Source organism: Pseudomonas fluorescens (assembly GCF_902497895.1).
GTDB classification, from domain to species: Bacteria; Pseudomonadota; Gammaproteobacteria; order Pseudomonadales; family Pseudomonadaceae; genus Aquipseudomonas; species Aquipseudomonas fluorescens_BP.
Genome location: NZ_CABVHQ010000010.1, coordinates 33,159 through 48,516 on the forward strand (window position 1 = coordinate 33,159; position 15,358 = coordinate 48,516).

Genomic DNA, 15,358 nt, shown 5'->3' on the forward strand with positions numbered 1-15,358 from the left:
TCACAGCCACTCGTCCGTCCTTCAATGGCGAAACTACGACAAGTGTGGCACGCAGAAATGAGAAAGCCCGTCAGGAGACGGGCTTCAATTTGTGACAGATCTAGTCAATCAAAGAGGTTTTCCGCGGTTGCCATGCTGACTGACAAAGGCCTGCACAGCTTTCAGGTCATTGGCCAACACAGTGCAGCGTTCATCTCGCTCGAACAAATCAGAAAGATGAGCCGGCAGTTCAAGGGCTTTTCCTACGCCGGCTTTTTCCACGGCTTCAGGAAACTTGACCGGGTGAGCCGTTCCCAGAATCACCATCGGGATGTCCAGGCTGCGACGGCATTCACGCGCAGCCTTGACGCCGATGGCCGTATGCGGATCGAGCAACTCGCCGCTTTGGGCGAAGACTTCAGCGATGGTTTCGCAGGTTTGCGCATCATCGACCGCCAGCGAATCGAACAGCTTGCGCGTTTCGGTCCAGCGCTCGTCGTCGACGCTGAAACCGCCGCCCTGCTTGAAGGTTTCCATCAGGTCGGCCAGTGCAGCGCCATTGCGACCGTGCATATCGAACAACAGGCGTTCGAAGTTCGACGAGACCATGATGTCCATCGATGGCGACAGGGTCGCGTGCAGGGTTTGCTTGACGTACTGATTGCCACTCATGAAGCGGTGCAGGATGTCGTTACGGTTGGTGGCGACGATCAATTGATTGATCGGCAGACCCATGTTGCGTGCCAGGTAGCCGGCGAAAATATCGCCGAAGTTGCCGGTCGGCACCGAGAACGATACCGAACGGGCCGGACCGCCCAGCTGCAGGGATGCATGGAAGTAGTAAACGATCTGGGCCATGATCCGCGCCCAGTTGATCGAGTTTACCGCGACCAGGCGCGTGCCCTTGAGGAAGCTCTGGTCGGCGAAGCTGGCCTTGACCATTTCCTGGCAGTCATCGAAGTTGCCTTCGATGGCGATGTTGTGGATGTTCTCGCCGAAGAGGGTCGTCATCTGCCGACGCTGAACCTCGGACACGCGGTTATGCGGGTGCAGGATGAAGATATCGACGTTTTCGCAGTGCTTGCAGCCCTCGATTGCCGCCGAACCGGTATCACCGGAAGTGGCACCGATGATGACCACCCGTTCACCGCGTTTTTCCAGCACGTAATCGAGCAGGCGACCCAGCAGTTGCAGGGCAAAGTCCTTGAACGCCAGGGTTGGGCCATGGAACAGTTCAAGCACCCATTCGTTGCCGTTCAGCTGACGCAACGGCGCCACGGCATCGTGGGAGAACACTGCGTAGGTTTCTTCAAGAATCTTTTTGAAATCGGCATCCGGAATACTGCCGGTAACGAACGGGCGCATCACCCGGTAGGCCAGTTCGTGGTACGGCAGACCAGCCCAGGAAGCGATTTCTTCCTGGGTGAAACGTGGCAGGTTTTCCGGCACGTACAGGCCGCCATCGCTGGCCAGACCAGCCAACAGGACTTCTTCGAAATTCAGGGCCGGTGCCTGGCCGCGGGTACTGATATAGCGCATAAGATCAAACCTTCGGTTTGGGCTGTAAGCTACAAGCTACAAGCTGCAAGACAAAAGCGACTCGGCTCTTACTTGCAGCTTGAAGTTTGAAGCTTGCCGCTGTGTTGATTGCTTTTACTTGCAGCTTGTAGCTAGAAGCTTGCAGCTGCCTCAGTTCAAGTGCTCGACGCGGATCCGTACGACCGGACCGACCACATCCTGCAACGCTTCCAGGGCAGTGATCGCATCATTCATGCGCTGTTCCAGCACACGGTGGACCAGCAGGATCATCGGCACCAGGCCGTCGTGTTCCTCGACTTCTTTCTGCATGATCGATTCGATGTTGATGCCACGCTCCGACAGGATACTCGCGACCTGGGCCAATACACCCGGATGGTCCTTGGCCTGGATACGCAGGTAGTAGGCACTTTCGCAAGCTTCGATCGGCAGGATCGGATGGGCCGACAGCGAGTCCGGCTGGAAGGCCAGGTGCGGGACGCGGTTTTCCGGATCCGAGGTCATGGCGCGAACCACGTCCACCAGATCGGCGATCACCGAGGAAGCCGTGGGCTCCATGCCGGCACCGGCACCGTAGAACAGGGTCGAGCCCGCGGCGTCGCCGTTGACCATGACCGCGTTCATCACACCGTTGACGTTGGCGATCAGCCGATCGGCCGGGATCAGCGTCGGATGTACACGCAGTTCGATACCGCTCGCTGTGCTGCGTGCCACACCCAGGTGCTTGATGCGATAGCCCAGGGCTTCGGCGTAGTTCACGTCGGCAGTGGCCAGCTTGGTGATGCCTTCGGTGTAGGCCTTGTCGAATTGCAGCGGGATACCGAAGGCAATGGACGCCAGGATCGTCAGCTTGTGGGCCGCATCGATGCCTTCCACGTCGAAGGTCGGATCGGCTTCGGCGTAACCCAGGGCTTGCGCCTCGGCCAGCACGTCTTCGAAGGTCCGGCCTTTTTCACGCATCTCGGTGAGGATGAAGTTGCCGGTGCCGTTGATGATCCCGGCGACCCAGTTGATGCGATTCGCCGACAGACCTTCACGAATTGCCTTGATCACCGGAATGCCACCGGCCACGGCCGCTTCGAAGGCGACGATCACGCCCTTCTCACGAGCCTTGGCGAAAATTTCGTTGCCGTGAACGGCGATCAGCGCCTTGTTCGCGGTGACCACGTGCTTGCCGTTCTCGATCGCCTTGAGCACCAGTTCACGGGCGACGGTGTAACCACCGATCAGCTCGATGACGATATCGATTTCAGGGTTGGTCGCGACGGCGAAGACATCGTTGGTAATGGGGGTACCGGTAATCTCGCACAGGGGGTTTGGCGTACGCATGGCAATTTGTGCCACTTCGATTCCACGCCCGGCACGGCGAGCAATCTCCTCGGCGTTACGCTGAAGTACGTTGAAGGTGCCGCCACCGACGGTACCTAACCCACAGATGCCTACTTTGACCGGATTCACTCTGAACTCCCCATGAAACGGCCGACTCAAGGTCGGCCGTGGAAAACAGCCGCACAACGCGCGGCTCTCTATTAATGGAACGACGACCGCTGTCACCGCACCATGATCGTCAACGGCTTAGCGTGACGATGCAGGATTATTTCGCACCCAGTGCCAGTTTGGCGACTTGTGGCGCAGGCTGATAGCCCGGAATCACTTGGCCATCGGCCAAAACGATAGCCGGTGTACCGTTTACACCAATGGACTGACCGATTTCAAACTGTTTGGAAACCGGATTGGCGCATTTGGCGGCCTTGATTTCTGTGCCGTCGACCATCTTGTCCATGGCCGCTTTCCTGTCTTTCGAGCACCAGACCGCTTGCAGCTGCTCGTCACCCGGCGAACCCAGGCCCTGACGCGGGAAAGCGACGTAACGCACCTCGATACCCATTTTGTTCAGCTCAGGCACTTCGGCATGCAGCTTGTGGCAGTACGGGCAAGTGGTGTCGGTGAATACCGTGATGTGCGACTTGGTTTCGCCGATGGCCGGATAAACCACAGTTTCAGCGACCGGGATGCCGTTAATCAACTTGGAAACGCCCAGACGCTCGGTTTTTTCGGTCAGGTTGATCGGCTTGCCGTCCTTGAGCTGGAACATGTAACCCTGCATGACGAACTGGCCATCGGCACTGGCGTACAGCACTCGGCTGCCTTTGAGTTTGACTTCATACAAGCCGGCCAACGGGCTGGCAGTAATGGTATCGACTGGCACTTCGAGTTGCAGGTTATCGAGGCTCTTGCGAATAGCTTGCTCGGCGGCCTGATCGGCCACCGCAAAGGTACTGACCAACGCAATGGCTGCGGCGGCGAAAATCTGGGTCACGCGCATGGGAACTCCTGAAGGCGGACAAATGGGACGGTTGGAACGCCGGTACCGAAACATCGGGTTCTAGCCGCCCACTGTGCAAACCGGCAAAGCCTACCACATAAGCCTTGCGGGGCCGAATGTGGCTGATGCAAGACACCTGCCGATCAACGCAGATCCGCTTTTCGTAGCAGCTGGCGAAGCCTGCGTTCGGCTGCGCAGCAGTCGTGAAATCAGGCGCTGCGGTGTTTCAATTAACCCGTGCGTACAGGATTTACGACTGCTGCGCAGCCGAACGCAGCCTGCGGCAGCTGCTACAGGTCGCATCATTTCAATATCCAGTCAGCCGCGCGGATGGTGCTTGGCGTGCAGGTCTTGCAGCCGTGCACGGGCGACGTGGGTGTAGATCTGGGTGGTCGACAGATCGCTGTGGCCGAGCAGCATCTGCACCACCCGCAGATCAGCGCCGTGATTGAGCAAATGGGTGGCAAAGGCATGGCGCAAGGTATGCGGAGACAGGGATTTGCCGATCCCGGCGACCTTTGCCTGGTGCTTGATCCGGTGCCAGAACGTTTGCCGGGTCATCTGCTCGCCCCGCTGGCTGGGGAACAGCACATCGCTGGGGCGCCCGCCCAGCAGCTCGTCGCGAGCGTCGCGCATATACCGCTCGACCCAGACGATCGCCTCCTCGCCCATCGGCACTAACCGCTCCTTGCTGCCCTTGCCCATCACTCGCAGCACGCCCTGACGCAGATTGACTTGCTCCAGGGTCAGGCTGATCAGTTCAGTCACCCGCAAACCACAGGCATACAGCACTTCGAGCATGGCGCGATCTCGTTGACCGATGACCTCACTCAGATCCGGCGCCGCCAGCAGCGCTTCGACATCGGCTTCAGACAAGGATTTGGGCAACGGCCTGCCCAGCTGCGGCATATCGATCTGCAAGGTCGGATCGAGCGCAATCAGCTTTTCCCGCAGCAAGTACCGATAAAAGCCCCGTACTCCGGAGAGAAAACGTGCAGTGGAGCGCGGTTTATAAGCTTGCTCCAGACGCCAGGCGAGGTGATCGAGAATCAGCTCGCGACCGGCATTGATCAACTCAAGGCCCTGTTCCTGCAGCCAGCCGTTGAACAGCGCCAGATCACTGCGATAGGCGTCACGGGTGTTTTCGGCAAGGCCTTTCTCCAGCCACAAGGCATCGAGAAACTGGTCTATCAGGGGATGGTCGATGGCAGGCATGAGCACTCAGGATTCGCAAGCTCAAGGCCGCGGGTGAATAGGCAGTGAACCGGGATTATTGTCACTAGTCTTTCATAGCCGGCTATTTCAAGGAACAGGGGGCTGCCCCAAGATCAAAAGATCGCAGCCTGCGGCAGCTCCTACGGGGGGATCGACGCAACAACTAGTGAACACGGTCAGCGTAGGAGCTGCCGAAGGCTGCGATCTTTTGATCTCGCGCGCGCTGAAAATCTCTGGGTAACGTCGCCAGGGATCGAAAAAGACAAAAACCGGGCAACAAAAAGGCAGCCCGCAGGCTGCCTTTTTTTGCATCGAAAAAGCTGGACTTAAGCCAGTTTTTCCTTGATGCGAGCTGCTTTACCGGACAGGTCACGCAGGTAGTACAGCTTGGCTTTACGTACGTCACCGCGACGTTTAACGGCCATGCTGTCGATTTGCGGGCTGTAGGTCTGGAAAGTACGCTCTACGCCAACACCGTTGGAGATTTTACGAACGGTGAAAGCACTGTTCACACCACGGTTACGCTTGGCGATTACTACGCCTTCGAACGCTTGCAGACGCGAACGGTCGCCTTCCTTCACTTTCACCTGAACGACAATAGTGTCGCCCGGGGCAAAGGTAGGGATCTCTTTGGTCATCTGCTCTGCTTCGAGTGCAAGAATGATTTTGTTAGTCATGCTGTGCTCCTAAGGTAAATCGTCGGATCTACCATCGATACGTTGTTAACTATCGTCCCGCTCGCGGATGTATTCCTCGAGCAGCTTCTTCTCTTCTCCAGAAAGCGAGCGGCTTTCCAGAAGATCGGCGCGTCGTTCAGAGGTCCGACCAAGGGACTGCTGTAAACGCCAACGCCGGATATGTGCGTGGTTGCCACTAAGCAACACGTCGGGAACACGCTGATCCGCATACACCTCCGGTCGGGTGTAATGCGGGCAATCCAGCAGACCATCCGTAAAGGAATCTTCCTCGGCGGAGTCCGCATGCCCTAAAGCTCCAGGCAGCAGTCGTGTAACCGCATCTATCAGGACCATCGCCGGCAGCTCGCCACCGGACAGTACATAGTCGCCAATTGACCACTCTTCATCGACATGAGCTTCAATAAATCGCTCGTCAATGCCTTCATAGCGGCCGGCAATCAGGATTAATGCTTCCTCATTCGCCAACTCGCGTACCGCCGACTGAGTCAATCGACGGCCTTGGGGCGACAGGTAAATGACCTTCGCCGCCTCCCCGGCTGCCTGCCTGGCCTGAACCAGAGCATCCTCCAGGGGCTTGATCTTCATCACCATGCCCGGACCACCGCCAAATGGGCGATCGTCCACAGTGTGATGTCGATCCGTCGTGTAGTCTCGCGGATTCCAACAGGTCAGCTGCAAGAGCCCCTGTTTCACCGCACGACTGGTGATGCCGTACTCGCTGATGGCGGAGAACATCTCGGGAAACAAACTGATCACTTCTACGCGCAAATTAGCCACGCTTAGAAGTCCGCATCCCATTCCACCCTCATCTCGCCCGCTGCCAGGTCGACGTTCAACACGCATTGCCCGGTATAGGGCAACAGGCGTTCGCGATCATCCAGGCTGCCAGCGCAAGGCTTGACCACCATTACATCATTCGAGCCGGTCTCCAGCAGGTGATCGATCTTCCCGAGCAATTGCCCGAGCTGGTCAATGACCTTGAGGCCTTCCAGCTGGTACCAGTAGTACTCGCCGTCGGTCAGATCAGGAAACAGGTTACGCGGCACGCAGATTTCGAAACCGGCCAGAAGACGAGCTTCTTCACGGTCATCGAGACCCTTGAGCTTTGTGACCAGAAACTTGCCGTTATGTACACGGCCGCTGACCAGCTCTACCTGTCGTACATCGCCTTCGCGCTTGAGCGTCCAGGTCTTGTAATCCAACAGGTTTCCAACCGGATCGGTAAAGGAAAAGACCTTCACCTCGCCGCGAACGCCATGAATGGAGTAAATCTTGCCGATAACGATCAAATCATCAGCAATGGCAGGCGTCGCGTTCATATTGCTCAGGCCGCGGCCTTAGCCGAATCCTTCAACAACTGAGCAACACGCTCAGAAGGTTGTGCACCAACGCTCAGCCAGTAGGCTACGCGCTCTTGGTTCACGGACAGGCGGACTTCTTGACCACGAGCGATCGGGTTGAAGAAACCCACTTGTTCTTTGTGCGAACCGTCGCGTGGATTGCGGCTGTCGGTCACGGTCAAGTGGTAAAACGGGCGCTTTTTGGAGCCGCCAAGGGCAAGACGGATTGTTAGCATGTGAACATCGTTCCTGTAGTCGGTGCTGCAAATCTAAATGCACAGCGGGCATAGGTGCCCGAAAGGCCGCATATTCTAAGGAATATCCGGACTTTTGCAAATGTCTTTTTCCGGCGCCTATCGGCATGCCATCAAGATTTGCTATAGAGCCGTTGCGAACAACGGCAGGTCAGCTCCCGCCAAGCGCGGGTTTGCTGGAGATCCCACGTCCGTGTGGGGCAGCGCCGACATGACTGTCGACGCGAAAACTTTTACCTTTTCGGCATGCCGCCGCCGGGCAACATTCCGCCCATGCCGCGCATCATTTTCGCCATTCCGCCTTTGGCGGAGAATTTCTTCATCATCTTCTGCATCTGCTTGTGCTGCTTGATCAAGCGACCGATGTCCTGCACCTGAGTGCCGGAACCCATGGCAATCCGACGTTTGCGCGAACCGCTGATCAACTCAGGGTCGCGGCGCTCGGCCGGGGTCATGGAGTTGATGATGGCTTCCATCTGCTTGAACTGTTTCTCTGCCGCGCCCTGGGCATTGCCCATCTGCGCCAGATTCACTCCGCCGATGTTCGGCAGCTTGTCCATCAGGCCGCCGAGGCCGCCCATGTTCTTCATTTGTTGCAGTTGATCGCGGAAGTCTTCGAGATCGAAGCCTTTACCTTTCTTGAGCTTTTTCGCCAGCTTGTCGGCTTTGTCTTTATCGAGGGTCTGTTCGGCCTGCTCGATAAGGCTGAGCACGTCGCCCATGCCAAGAATACGCGAAGCAATCCGCTCCGGGTGGAACGGTTCGAGCGCATCGCTCTTCTCGCCCATACCGATGAACTTGATCGGCTTGCCGGTGATTGCGCGAACCGACAGCGCGGCACCGCCACGGGCGTCACCGTCGACCTTGGTCAGGATCACCCCGGTCAGCGGCAGCGCATCGCCAAAGGCCTTGGCCGTGTTGGCGGCATCCTGGCCGGTCATGGCGTCGACCACGAACAGTGTTTCGACCGGTTTGATCGCCGCGTGCAGGGCCTGAATCTCGCCCATCATCTCGGCGTCGATGTGCAGACGACCGGCGGTATCGACGATGACCACGTCGATGAATTTGAGTCGGGCTTCCTTGATCGCCGCTTCAGCGATCGCCACCGGCTTCTGGCTGAGATCGGACGGGAAGAAGGTTACGCCGACTTCACCGGCGAGCATTTCCAGCTGTTTGATCGCCGCCGGACGGTAGACGTCCGCCGACACCACCATCACGCTCTTCTTCTTGCGCTCTTTGAGGAAACGCGCAAGTTTACCGACAGTGGTGGTTTTACCCGCACCCTGCAGACCAGCCATCAACACCACGGCTGGCGGCACGGCGCTCAGATTCAGGTCTTCGTTGGCCGCGCCCATCAGGCTTTCGAGCTCGGCCTGAACGATCTTCACGAAGGCCTGGCCCGGCGTCAGGCTGCGCGACACCTCGGTGCCGACAGCGCGTTCCTTGACCGCATGGACGAAGTCTTTGACCACCGGCAAGGCGACGTCGGCTTCGAGCAACGCCATGCGCACTTCGCGCAGGGTGTCTTTGATATTGTCCTCGGTCAGCTTGGCCTTGCCGGTGACATGGCGCAGCGTCTGCGAGAGACGGTCGGTTAGGTTTTCAAACATGCGCGATCCTTTCAGGCCCTATAGTAGACCGAGGTAATGGCGGCCCAGCCCGTGAAAAACATGTGCTCGGCGAGCCTGCGGCGTGGGCAGGTCGCGGATTATAGCGAAGACTGGGGCTGGCGGACACCTCGCTGTCTGGTTCTGTGGTCTTTCGTGTCATGTGGGTTCTATGCCAAACTCAGTGCCTTTCGGGCTTGCCTAACAGGATTTATGCTCCCCTTGTCACCCAGTTTGCTAACCACTCTCGCCGCCGCCTGCTTATATGCCGCTGCGACCCTCTATCAAGGCTCTCGTCTGGCTATGGGCGCCAAGGCGAACAAACGCCTGCTGGTCACGCTCGGCGTCCTCGCCGTGTTGGCCCATAGCGCCAGTCTTTTCACCCACCTGATGACGCCGATCGGCCTGGGCCTGGACTTTTTCAGCGCTGCCAGCCTGATTGCCGTCGCGGTGATCGCGCTGACGCTGGTGGCCTGCTCGCGGATCCCGGTGGAGAATCTGCTGTTATTGCTGTTCCCACTGGGGCTGGCCACGGTGTTGCTGGCGCAGTTCGCACCGTCGGGCACGGTGCAGGTGATCGATGAGGCGCCGGGAATCCTGGCGCACATCCTGCTATCGATCCTGGCCTATGGCATGTTCACCATTGCGATGTTCCAGGCCTTGCTGCTGCTGATCCAGGATCACCGACTCAAGCACAAGCATCCTTCCGGGCTGATCAAGAACTTCCCGCCATTGCAAACCATGGAAAGCCTGTTGTTCGGCTTCCTCTGGGCCGGCTGGACACTGCTGTCGCTGTCGCTGATTTCCGGCTGGCTGTTCGTCGAGAACCTGTTTGCCCAACACCTGGTACACAAAACCCTCCTTGCATGCCTGGCCTGGATCGTCTTCAGCGTGCTGCTGTGGGGCCGCAACCGCCTCGGCTGGCGCGGACACAAGGCCATTCGCTGGACCCTTGCCGGTTTCTGCCTGCTGATGCTGGCGTATTTCGGCAGCAAGCTGGTCCGCGAATACATCCTGCATGTCTGACGGGCAGTGATCATGGACAACTTGCCCCTGGGGCCACTGCTCGCTGTACTGGCCCTGCTGATTTTATGGTCAGGGCTGTTTACCGCCATCGAAATCGCCCAACAGCATCTGCTGGCCCAGCGCACCGCCTCGCGCTCGAGCGACAAGCCGTTGGCCAGGCTGAGTTTCCCCCGTGAAAGCCTGATTCTGTGCAATACCCTGTGCCGGGTGCTCACAGTGATCATCGGCACCTTGCTGGCCCTGAGTTACTGGCAGGACAACGGACCGTGGCTGGCCTGTCTGAGCGCCACCTGCGCCCTGCTGGTCTTTGCCGACTACCTGCCGCGCACCCTGGCCACGCGGTATCCTGAAGCGATTCTGGGGCTGGGCAATAATCTGCTCAGCGTGCCGCTGAAGATTCTCTATCCCGCCGCATGGCTGCTCAACGCCATCGCTCAATTATTCCTGCGCCCGCTCAACGCCAAACCCTCCAGCGTCAAACAGAGCGAGGACGAGCCAGCGCCAACCCGTGACCATGGACCGGACCATGAGCAGGCCGCCTTCCGCCCGCACCTGCTGTCAGGTATTCATGCGCTGGACAACATCACGGTCAATGACATCCTGGTACCGCGCAGTGAAGTCGACGGGATCAATCTGGACGACCCGATCGAAGAGATCGTCGAACAGCTGAAGAACTCCAACCGCACCCGTCTGCCGGTGTTCCACAGCGATATCAATCAGGTCGAGGCGGTGCTCAATACCCGCCAGATCCGCCATTTGCTGATCGACGCGAGCCTGACCAAGGATGCCCTGCTGGCCGCCTGCCACGAACCTTACTTCGTTCCGGAAAGCACCCCGTTGCAGCTGCAATTGCTCAACTTCCACAAACAGCAGCGACGCCTGGGCATGGTGGTCGACGAGTATGGTGAAGTGCTGGGCATCGTTACTCTGGAAGACATTCTCGAAGAAATCGTCGGCGAGTTCGAAAGCCAGCAAAGCCTCGACAATCCGCATATCCACCCCCAGCCCGACGGCCGACTGATGATCGACGGTGCCGCATCGATCCGCGAGCTGAACAAGAGTCTCGGCTGGCACCTGCCCAGCGACGGCCCGAAAACCCTCAACGGACTGGTCACCGAAGCGCTGGAAACCATCCCGGAGAGCGCGGTCTGCCTGAAGATCGGTCGCTATCGCCTGGAAATCCTCGAAACCGAAGACAACCGGGTCAGCCGGGTGCTGATCTGGCATAACAGCCTGGTGCCGGCCACCGCGTAATCCCATCCCGGGCCAGACTCATACTTGTGGTGAGGAAGCTCTGTGGCGAGGGGGCTTGCCCCCGCTCGGCTGCGAAGCAGTCGTAAAGTCGGTGCACGCGATGTTCCTGATACAACGAGTCAGCAGGTTCTAGGGCCGCTGCGCGCCCCAGCGGGGGCAAGCCCCCTCGCCACAGCCAGCTCCCTCGCCACATGAGGTCAGCGCCAGCCTTTTGCTGATCGATATACCCCTTGTTTGATCGATAGCTCCCTTCCTATAATCCAAGCGCTTACCCAGCCCCGCCAGACCGCGTGCTACCCGCACTCAGCGGCATCCGGCCCCGCACTGCCCGCACCTGTCCGGTGCCGACTCCGACCTCGAGTCGCGCCCGCGCCAAACCCACATCCCTGGGTGTTCGACCATAATAATTCGTTCCAGCTCATGACTGTCAGGGATAACCGCATGACTACTACCAGTACCTATAACGACGCCGCGCCTGCCCAACCGACAAATTCCGCAACCCGCGTGGCCACCGCCAGCTTTATCGGCACCGCCATCGAGTTCTACGACTTCTACGTCTATGCCACGGCGGCGGCACTGGTCATCGGCCCGGTGTTCTTCCCGCAGACCTCCGGCACGGCGCAGATGCTGTCGGCCTTCCTGACGTTCGGTATTGCCTTTCTGGCCCGCCCCCTGGGTTCAGCGCTGTTCGGTCATTTCGGCGATCGCATCGGGCGTAAATCGACGCTGGTCGCGTCTTTGCTATTGATGGGCGTCTGCACCACGCTGATCGGTGTATTGCCCGGCTACGACAGCATTGGCGCCTGGGCACCGATCCTGCTGTGCGTGCTGCGCTTCGGTCAGGGACTTGGCTTGGGCGGTGAGTGGGGCGGCGCGGCGCTGCTGGCCACCGAAAACGCCCCCAAGGGCAAGCGGGCCTGGTTCGGCATGTTTCCGCAGCTTGGCCCATCGATCGGCTTTCTTGCCGCCAACGGGCTATTTCTGACCCTGGCCATGACTCTGAACGATGAGCAATTCCGTTCATGGGGCTGGCGGATCCCGTTCCTGCTCAGCGCGGCATTGGTGATGGTCGGCCTCTATGTACGTCTCAAGCTCCACGAAACCCCGGTATTCGCCAACGCCATGGCTCGTCAGGAGCGGGTGAAGATCCCGCTGGTCGAACTGTTCAGTCAATACTGGGCGCCGATGCTGCTGGGTGCCGGGTCGATGGTGGTGTGCTACGCGTTGTTCTATATCTCGACGGTGTTTTCGCTGAGCTATGGCGTGTCGACGCTCGGCTACACTCGCGAAACCTTCCTCGCTCTGCTGTGTTTCGCCGTACTGTTCATGGCCGCCGCTACGCCGTTGTCGGCCTGGGCCAGTGACCGATTCGGGCGCAAACCGGTGCTGATCATCGGCGGCGTGCTGGCGATTCTGTCCGGATTCTTGATGGAACCGCTGTTGACCCAAGGCTCGACCTGGGGCGTGGCGCTGTTCCTGTGCATCGAACTGTTTCTGATGGGCGTAACCTTTGCGCCGATGGGGGCGCTGCTGCCAGAGCTGTTTCCAACTCACGTACGCTATACCGGCGCATCGGCAGCCTACAACCTGGGCGGCATAGTCGGCGCATCGGCGGCACCGTTCTTTGCCCAGAAGCTGGTGGCGATGGGCGGTTTGAGCTGGGTGGGCGGGTATGTTTCGGGTGCAGCGGTGCTCAGCTTGATTGCTGTGCTGTGCTTGAAAGAGACCAGGGATAACGATTTGAATCGAATCGCCTGATAGATCGAATCGCGAGCAAGCTCGCTCCCACATTGGACCGCATTCTTTCTGACAGAACGCGGCCCCCTGTGGGAGCGAGCTTGCTCGCGATGGCCGCGACTCGGTTACAGCTCTACCACGACGGCTTGAGAGGCACGAGTCGCTTTCGCGCGAGCAGTTTCGATCGACTCGTCACGGGCCAACGCAACACCCATCCGACGCTGACCATTAACCTCAGGCTTGCCAAACAGACGCAACGCCGTATCCGGCTCGCTCAATGCCGCGCCCAGGTTGGCGAAAGCGGTCTGGGTCGACTGCCCTTCCACCAGAATCACCGCCGAAGCCGATGGACCAAACTGACGGATCAATGGAATCGGCAACCCGAGGATCGCCCGCGCATGCAGGGCGAACTGCGACAGGTCCTGAGAAATCAGAGTCACCAGACCGGTATCATGGGGACGCGGCGAAACTTCGCTGAACCACACCTGATCGCCCTTGATGAACAACTCGACGCCGAACAGACCCCGGCCACCCAAGGCTTCAGTCACCGCTTTGGCAACCCGCTCGGATTCCGCCAGGGCAATCGGACTCATGGCCTGCGGCTGCCAGGATTCCTGATAATCGCCTTTTTCCTGACGGTGACCGACCGGCGCGCAGAAGGTAGTACCGCCGATATGCCGCACCGTCAGCAGAGTGATTTCGTAATCGAAGTCGATAAACCCTTCGATGATCACCCGACCTTTACCGGCACGACCGCCTTCTTGTGCATAGTCCCAGGCCTTCTGCACGTCATCGACGCTGCGCAGCAGGCTCTGGCCTTTACCCGAGGAACTCATCACCGGCTTGACCACGCATGGGAAGCCCAGGTCCTCGACCGCCTTGCGATAATCTTCGACGGTGTCGGCAAAGTGGTATGGCGAGGTCGGCAGGTCCAGCTCTTCAGCGGCCAGACGCCGTATACCTTCGCGGTTCATCGTCAGCTGAGCGGCACGGGCGGTCGGAATCACGGTAAAGCCTTCAGCCTCAAGCTCTACCAGGGTAGCGGTGGCGATGGCTTCGATTTCCGGCACGATGAAGTGCGGCTTCTCCGCCTCGATCACCGCACGCAGCGCCGCGCCGTCGAGCATGTCGATCACATGACTGCGATGGGCCACTTGCATGGCCGGCGCGTTGGCGTAGCGATCCACAGCGATCACTTCAACGCCCAGGCGTTGCAGCTCGATTACCACTTCCTTGCCCAGCTCACCGCTACCACACAGCAAAACGCGGGTCGCGGTTGGCGACAATGGAGTTCCGATACGGGTCATCTCAGGTCCTCAAAGGAGCGGATCATCGAGGGTAGCTACGCCAGGCGCGCTTCCCATGGGGAGAAAGCGCGGCATTTTACATGAACCGGGCGGTTTGGCTTCAGCCTGGCAGCGGGTTCTTGAGCAGCCGCCAGGCTATGGCAGAGGAGCCAAACGCAAATGCGACCGTAGCAGCTGCCGAAGGCTGCGTTCGGCTCGCGTAGCAGCTGCCGAGGCTGCGAGGCTGCGTTCGGCTGCGAAGCAGTCGTAGAATCAGGCACCGCGGTATTCCAGACACACCATGCAAGCAGAATTCGCGACTGCTGCGCAGCCGAACGCAGGCTACGCCAGCTGCTACGGGTTCGGTGTTTTACCCAGCATCCACACCAGCCCACTCGATTTGGCCCTTTCATGGCATAACCCCAAAACTTCCCGGCGCTCCTCATTATCCATCCGGCTCCAGCGGGTGATTTCATCGACGGTGCGCTGGCACCCGGTGCAAATGTCGTCATCATCCAACGCGCAAATGTTCACGCAAGGCGAAGCTACAGGTCGTTCTTTCGTGTTCATTCTTCCTGCTCGACCAGATCCCGGGCATAACGCTGGGAGTTGTGCACATAGTGCGCAGCGCTGGCTTCGAGCATTTTTTTCTGTGCTTCGGTCAACTCGCGCACCACCTTGCCCGGCGAGCCCATCACCAGCGAACCGTCGGGGATTTCCTTGCCTTCGCCGATCAGCGAGTTGGCGCCGATGATGCAGTTCTTGCCGATTTTCGCCCCGTTGAGGATCACCGCATTAATGCCGATCAAACTGTAATCGCCGACAGTGCAGCCGTGCAACATGGCGTTATGGCCGATGGTTACACCTGTGCCGATGGTCAGTGGGTAGCCCATGTCGGTGTGCATGACAGTGCCATCCTGCACATTACTGTTCTTGCCAATCAGGATCAGCTCGTTGTCACCGCGCAGCACGGCGTTGAACCAGACGTTGGCGCCCTCCTCCAGTTTGACCTTGCCCACCAGTGTGGCGTTGGGTGCGACCCAGCTCTGCGGATGGGTCTCGACTCGGGCGTCGCCCAGGCGGTATTTCATCTAGTTATC

At 59.1% G+C, this 15,358-nt stretch carries 15 protein-coding genes; 3 read left to right on the forward strand and 12 right to left on the reverse strand.

The window, feature by feature from the left end; genetic code table 11:
- Positions 1 to 108: 108 nt before the first annotated feature.
- From thrC to ffh, 9 genes are all read right to left on the reverse strand, one after another.
- A complete protein-coding gene (thrC, locus tag F8N21_RS07350) occupies positions 109 to 1,518 on the reverse strand; it encodes a threonine synthase (RefSeq protein WP_150641490.1) in 1,410 nt (469 codons plus the stop codon).
- A gap of 150 nt (positions 1,519 to 1,668) precedes the next feature.
- The gene (locus F8N21_RS07355) at positions 1,669 to 2,973 is read right to left on the reverse strand and encodes a homoserine dehydrogenase (RefSeq protein ID WP_150641491.1); all 1,305 of its coding nucleotides are present in this window, start codon (positions 2,971 to 2,973) and stop codon (positions 1,669 to 1,671) included.
- A 136-nt stretch (positions 2,974 to 3,109) separates the two neighbouring features.
- A complete protein-coding gene (locus F8N21_RS07360) occupies positions 3,110 to 3,841 on the reverse strand; it encodes a thioredoxin fold domain-containing protein (protein ID WP_150641492.1) in 732 nt (243 codons plus the stop codon).
- A gap of 318 nt (positions 3,842 to 4,159) precedes the next feature.
- Complete coding sequence (xerD, locus tag F8N21_RS07365) at positions 4,160 to 5,056, reverse strand: site-specific tyrosine recombinase XerD (RefSeq protein ID WP_150641493.1); 897 nt, start codon at positions 5,054 to 5,056, stop codon at positions 4,160 to 4,162.
- A 326-nt stretch (positions 5,057 to 5,382) separates the two neighbouring features.
- Positions 5,383 to 5,733: a 50S ribosomal protein L19 gene (gene rplS, locus F8N21_RS07370; RefSeq protein WP_003175895.1), complete on the reverse strand. Its 351-nt coding sequence runs from the start codon at positions 5,731 to 5,733 to the stop codon at positions 5,383 to 5,385.
- 45 nt (positions 5,734 to 5,778) lie between these two features.
- A complete protein-coding gene (trmD, locus tag F8N21_RS07375; RefSeq protein WP_191624234.1) occupies positions 5,779 to 6,552 on the reverse strand; it encodes a tRNA (guanosine(37)-N1)-methyltransferase TrmD in 774 nt (257 codons plus the stop codon).
- Entirely contained in the window at positions 6,534 to 7,073 is a 540-nt protein-coding gene (gene rimM, locus F8N21_RS07380; RefSeq protein ID WP_150641495.1) for a ribosome maturation factor RimM, read from the reverse strand. Before rimM ends, trmD begins: the two co-directional genes overlap by 19 nt.
- A 5-nt stretch (positions 7,074 to 7,078) precedes the next feature.
- Positions 7,079 to 7,330, reverse strand: coding sequence for a 30S ribosomal protein S16 (gene rpsP / locus F8N21_RS07385; protein ID WP_025854836.1), 252 nt, complete (start codon positions 7,328 to 7,330; stop codon positions 7,079 to 7,081).
- 251 nt (positions 7,331 to 7,581) lie between these two features.
- Complete coding sequence (gene ffh / locus F8N21_RS07390; protein WP_150641496.1) at positions 7,582 to 8,958, reverse strand: signal recognition particle protein; 1,377 nt, start codon at positions 8,956 to 8,958, stop codon at positions 7,582 to 7,584.
- Between the two features lie 210 nt (positions 8,959 to 9,168).
- Between ffh and F8N21_RS07395 the strand changes: the two genes are divergently transcribed.
- The 3 genes from F8N21_RS07395 (at position 9,169) to F8N21_RS07405 (ending at position 12,993) form a co-directional block, all read left to right on the forward strand.
- Positions 9,169 to 9,981, forward strand: a complete 813-nt coding sequence (locus F8N21_RS07395) for an inner membrane protein YpjD (RefSeq protein WP_150641497.1) — start codon at positions 9,169 to 9,171, stop codon at positions 9,979 to 9,981.
- Positions 9,982 to 9,993: 12 nt separating this feature from the next.
- Positions 9,994 to 11,235 carry a CNNM domain-containing protein gene (locus F8N21_RS07400; protein WP_150641498.1) on the forward strand — a complete coding sequence of 414 codons (1,242 nt, stop codon included), beginning with the start codon at positions 9,994 to 9,996 and terminating at the stop codon, positions 11,233 to 11,235.
- A 441-nt stretch (positions 11,236 to 11,676) separates the two neighbouring features.
- Positions 11,677 to 12,993, forward strand: a complete 1,317-nt coding sequence (locus F8N21_RS07405) for an MFS transporter (protein ID WP_150641499.1) — start codon at positions 11,677 to 11,679, stop codon at positions 12,991 to 12,993.
- A gap of 104 nt (positions 12,994 to 13,097) precedes the next feature.
- Here F8N21_RS07405 and purT read toward each other — a convergent pair whose 3' ends face one another.
- The 3 genes from purT to F8N21_RS07425 all read right to left on the reverse strand — a co-directional run bounded on the left by purT (position 13,098) and on the right by F8N21_RS07425 (position 15,349).
- Positions 13,098 to 14,279 carry a formate-dependent phosphoribosylglycinamide formyltransferase gene (gene purT, locus F8N21_RS07410; protein WP_150641500.1) on the reverse strand — a complete coding sequence of 394 codons (1,182 nt, stop codon included), beginning with the start codon at positions 14,277 to 14,279 and terminating at the stop codon, positions 13,098 to 13,100.
- A 333-nt stretch (positions 14,280 to 14,612) separates the two neighbouring features.
- Complete coding sequence (locus tag F8N21_RS07420) at positions 14,613 to 14,828, reverse strand: DUF1289 domain-containing protein (RefSeq protein WP_150641501.1); 216 nt, start codon at positions 14,826 to 14,828, stop codon at positions 14,613 to 14,615.
- Positions 14,825 to 15,349, reverse strand: coding sequence for a gamma carbonic anhydrase family protein (locus F8N21_RS07425; RefSeq protein ID WP_150641502.1), 525 nt, complete (start codon positions 15,347 to 15,349; stop codon positions 14,825 to 14,827). Before F8N21_RS07425 ends, F8N21_RS07420 begins: the two co-directional genes overlap by 4 nt.
- Positions 15,350 to 15,358 lie beyond the last annotated feature (9 nt).

What these genes read in the sequence shown, in the direction of transcription:
- thrC (WP_150641490.1), bottom strand. Translation starts at nt 1,518, where the DNA reads ATGCGCTATATCAGTACCCGCGGCCAGGCACCGGCCCTGAATTTCGAA.
- F8N21_RS07360 (WP_150641492.1), bottom strand. Translation starts at nt 3,841, where the DNA reads ATGCGCGTGACCCAGATTTTCGCCGCCGCAGCCATTGCGTTGGTCAGT.
- xerD (WP_150641493.1), bottom strand. Translation starts at nt 5,056, where the DNA reads ATGCCTGCCATCGACCATCCCCTGATAGACCAGTTTCTCGATGCCTTG.
- rplS (WP_003175895.1), bottom strand. Translation starts at nt 5,733, where the DNA reads ATGACTAACAAAATCATTCTTGCACTCGAAGCAGAGCAGATGACCAAA.
- trmD (WP_191624234.1), bottom strand. Translation starts at nt 6,552, where the DNA reads ATGGGATGCGGACTTCTAAGCGTGGCTAATTTGCGCGTAGAAGTGATC.
- rimM (WP_150641495.1), bottom strand. Translation starts at nt 7,073, where the DNA reads ATGAACGCGACGCCTGCCATTGCTGATGATTTGATCGTTATCGGCAAG.
- rpsP (WP_025854836.1), bottom strand. Translation starts at nt 7,330, where the DNA reads ATGCTAACAATCCGTCTTGCCCTTGGCGGCTCCAAAAAGCGCCCGTTT.
- ffh (WP_150641496.1), bottom strand. Translation starts at nt 8,958, where the DNA reads ATGTTTGAAAACCTAACCGACCGTCTCTCGCAGACGCTGCGCCATGTC.
- F8N21_RS07395 (WP_150641497.1), top strand. Translation starts at nt 9,169, where the DNA reads ATGCTCCCCTTGTCACCCAGTTTGCTAACCACTCTCGCCGCCGCCTGC.
- F8N21_RS07400 (WP_150641498.1), top strand. Translation starts at nt 9,994, where the DNA reads ATGGACAACTTGCCCCTGGGGCCACTGCTCGCTGTACTGGCCCTGCTG.
- F8N21_RS07405 (WP_150641499.1), top strand. Translation starts at nt 11,677, where the DNA reads ATGACTACTACCAGTACCTATAACGACGCCGCGCCTGCCCAACCGACA.
- purT (WP_150641500.1), bottom strand. Translation starts at nt 14,279, where the DNA reads ATGACCCGTATCGGAACTCCATTGTCGCCAACCGCGACCCGCGTTTTG.
- F8N21_RS07420 (WP_150641501.1), bottom strand. Translation starts at nt 14,828, where the DNA reads ATGAACACGAAAGAACGACCTGTAGCTTCGCCTTGCGTGAACATTTGC.
- F8N21_RS07425 (WP_150641502.1), bottom strand. Translation starts at nt 15,349, where the DNA reads ATGAAATACCGCCTGGGCGACGCCCGAGTCGAGACCCATCCGCAGAGC.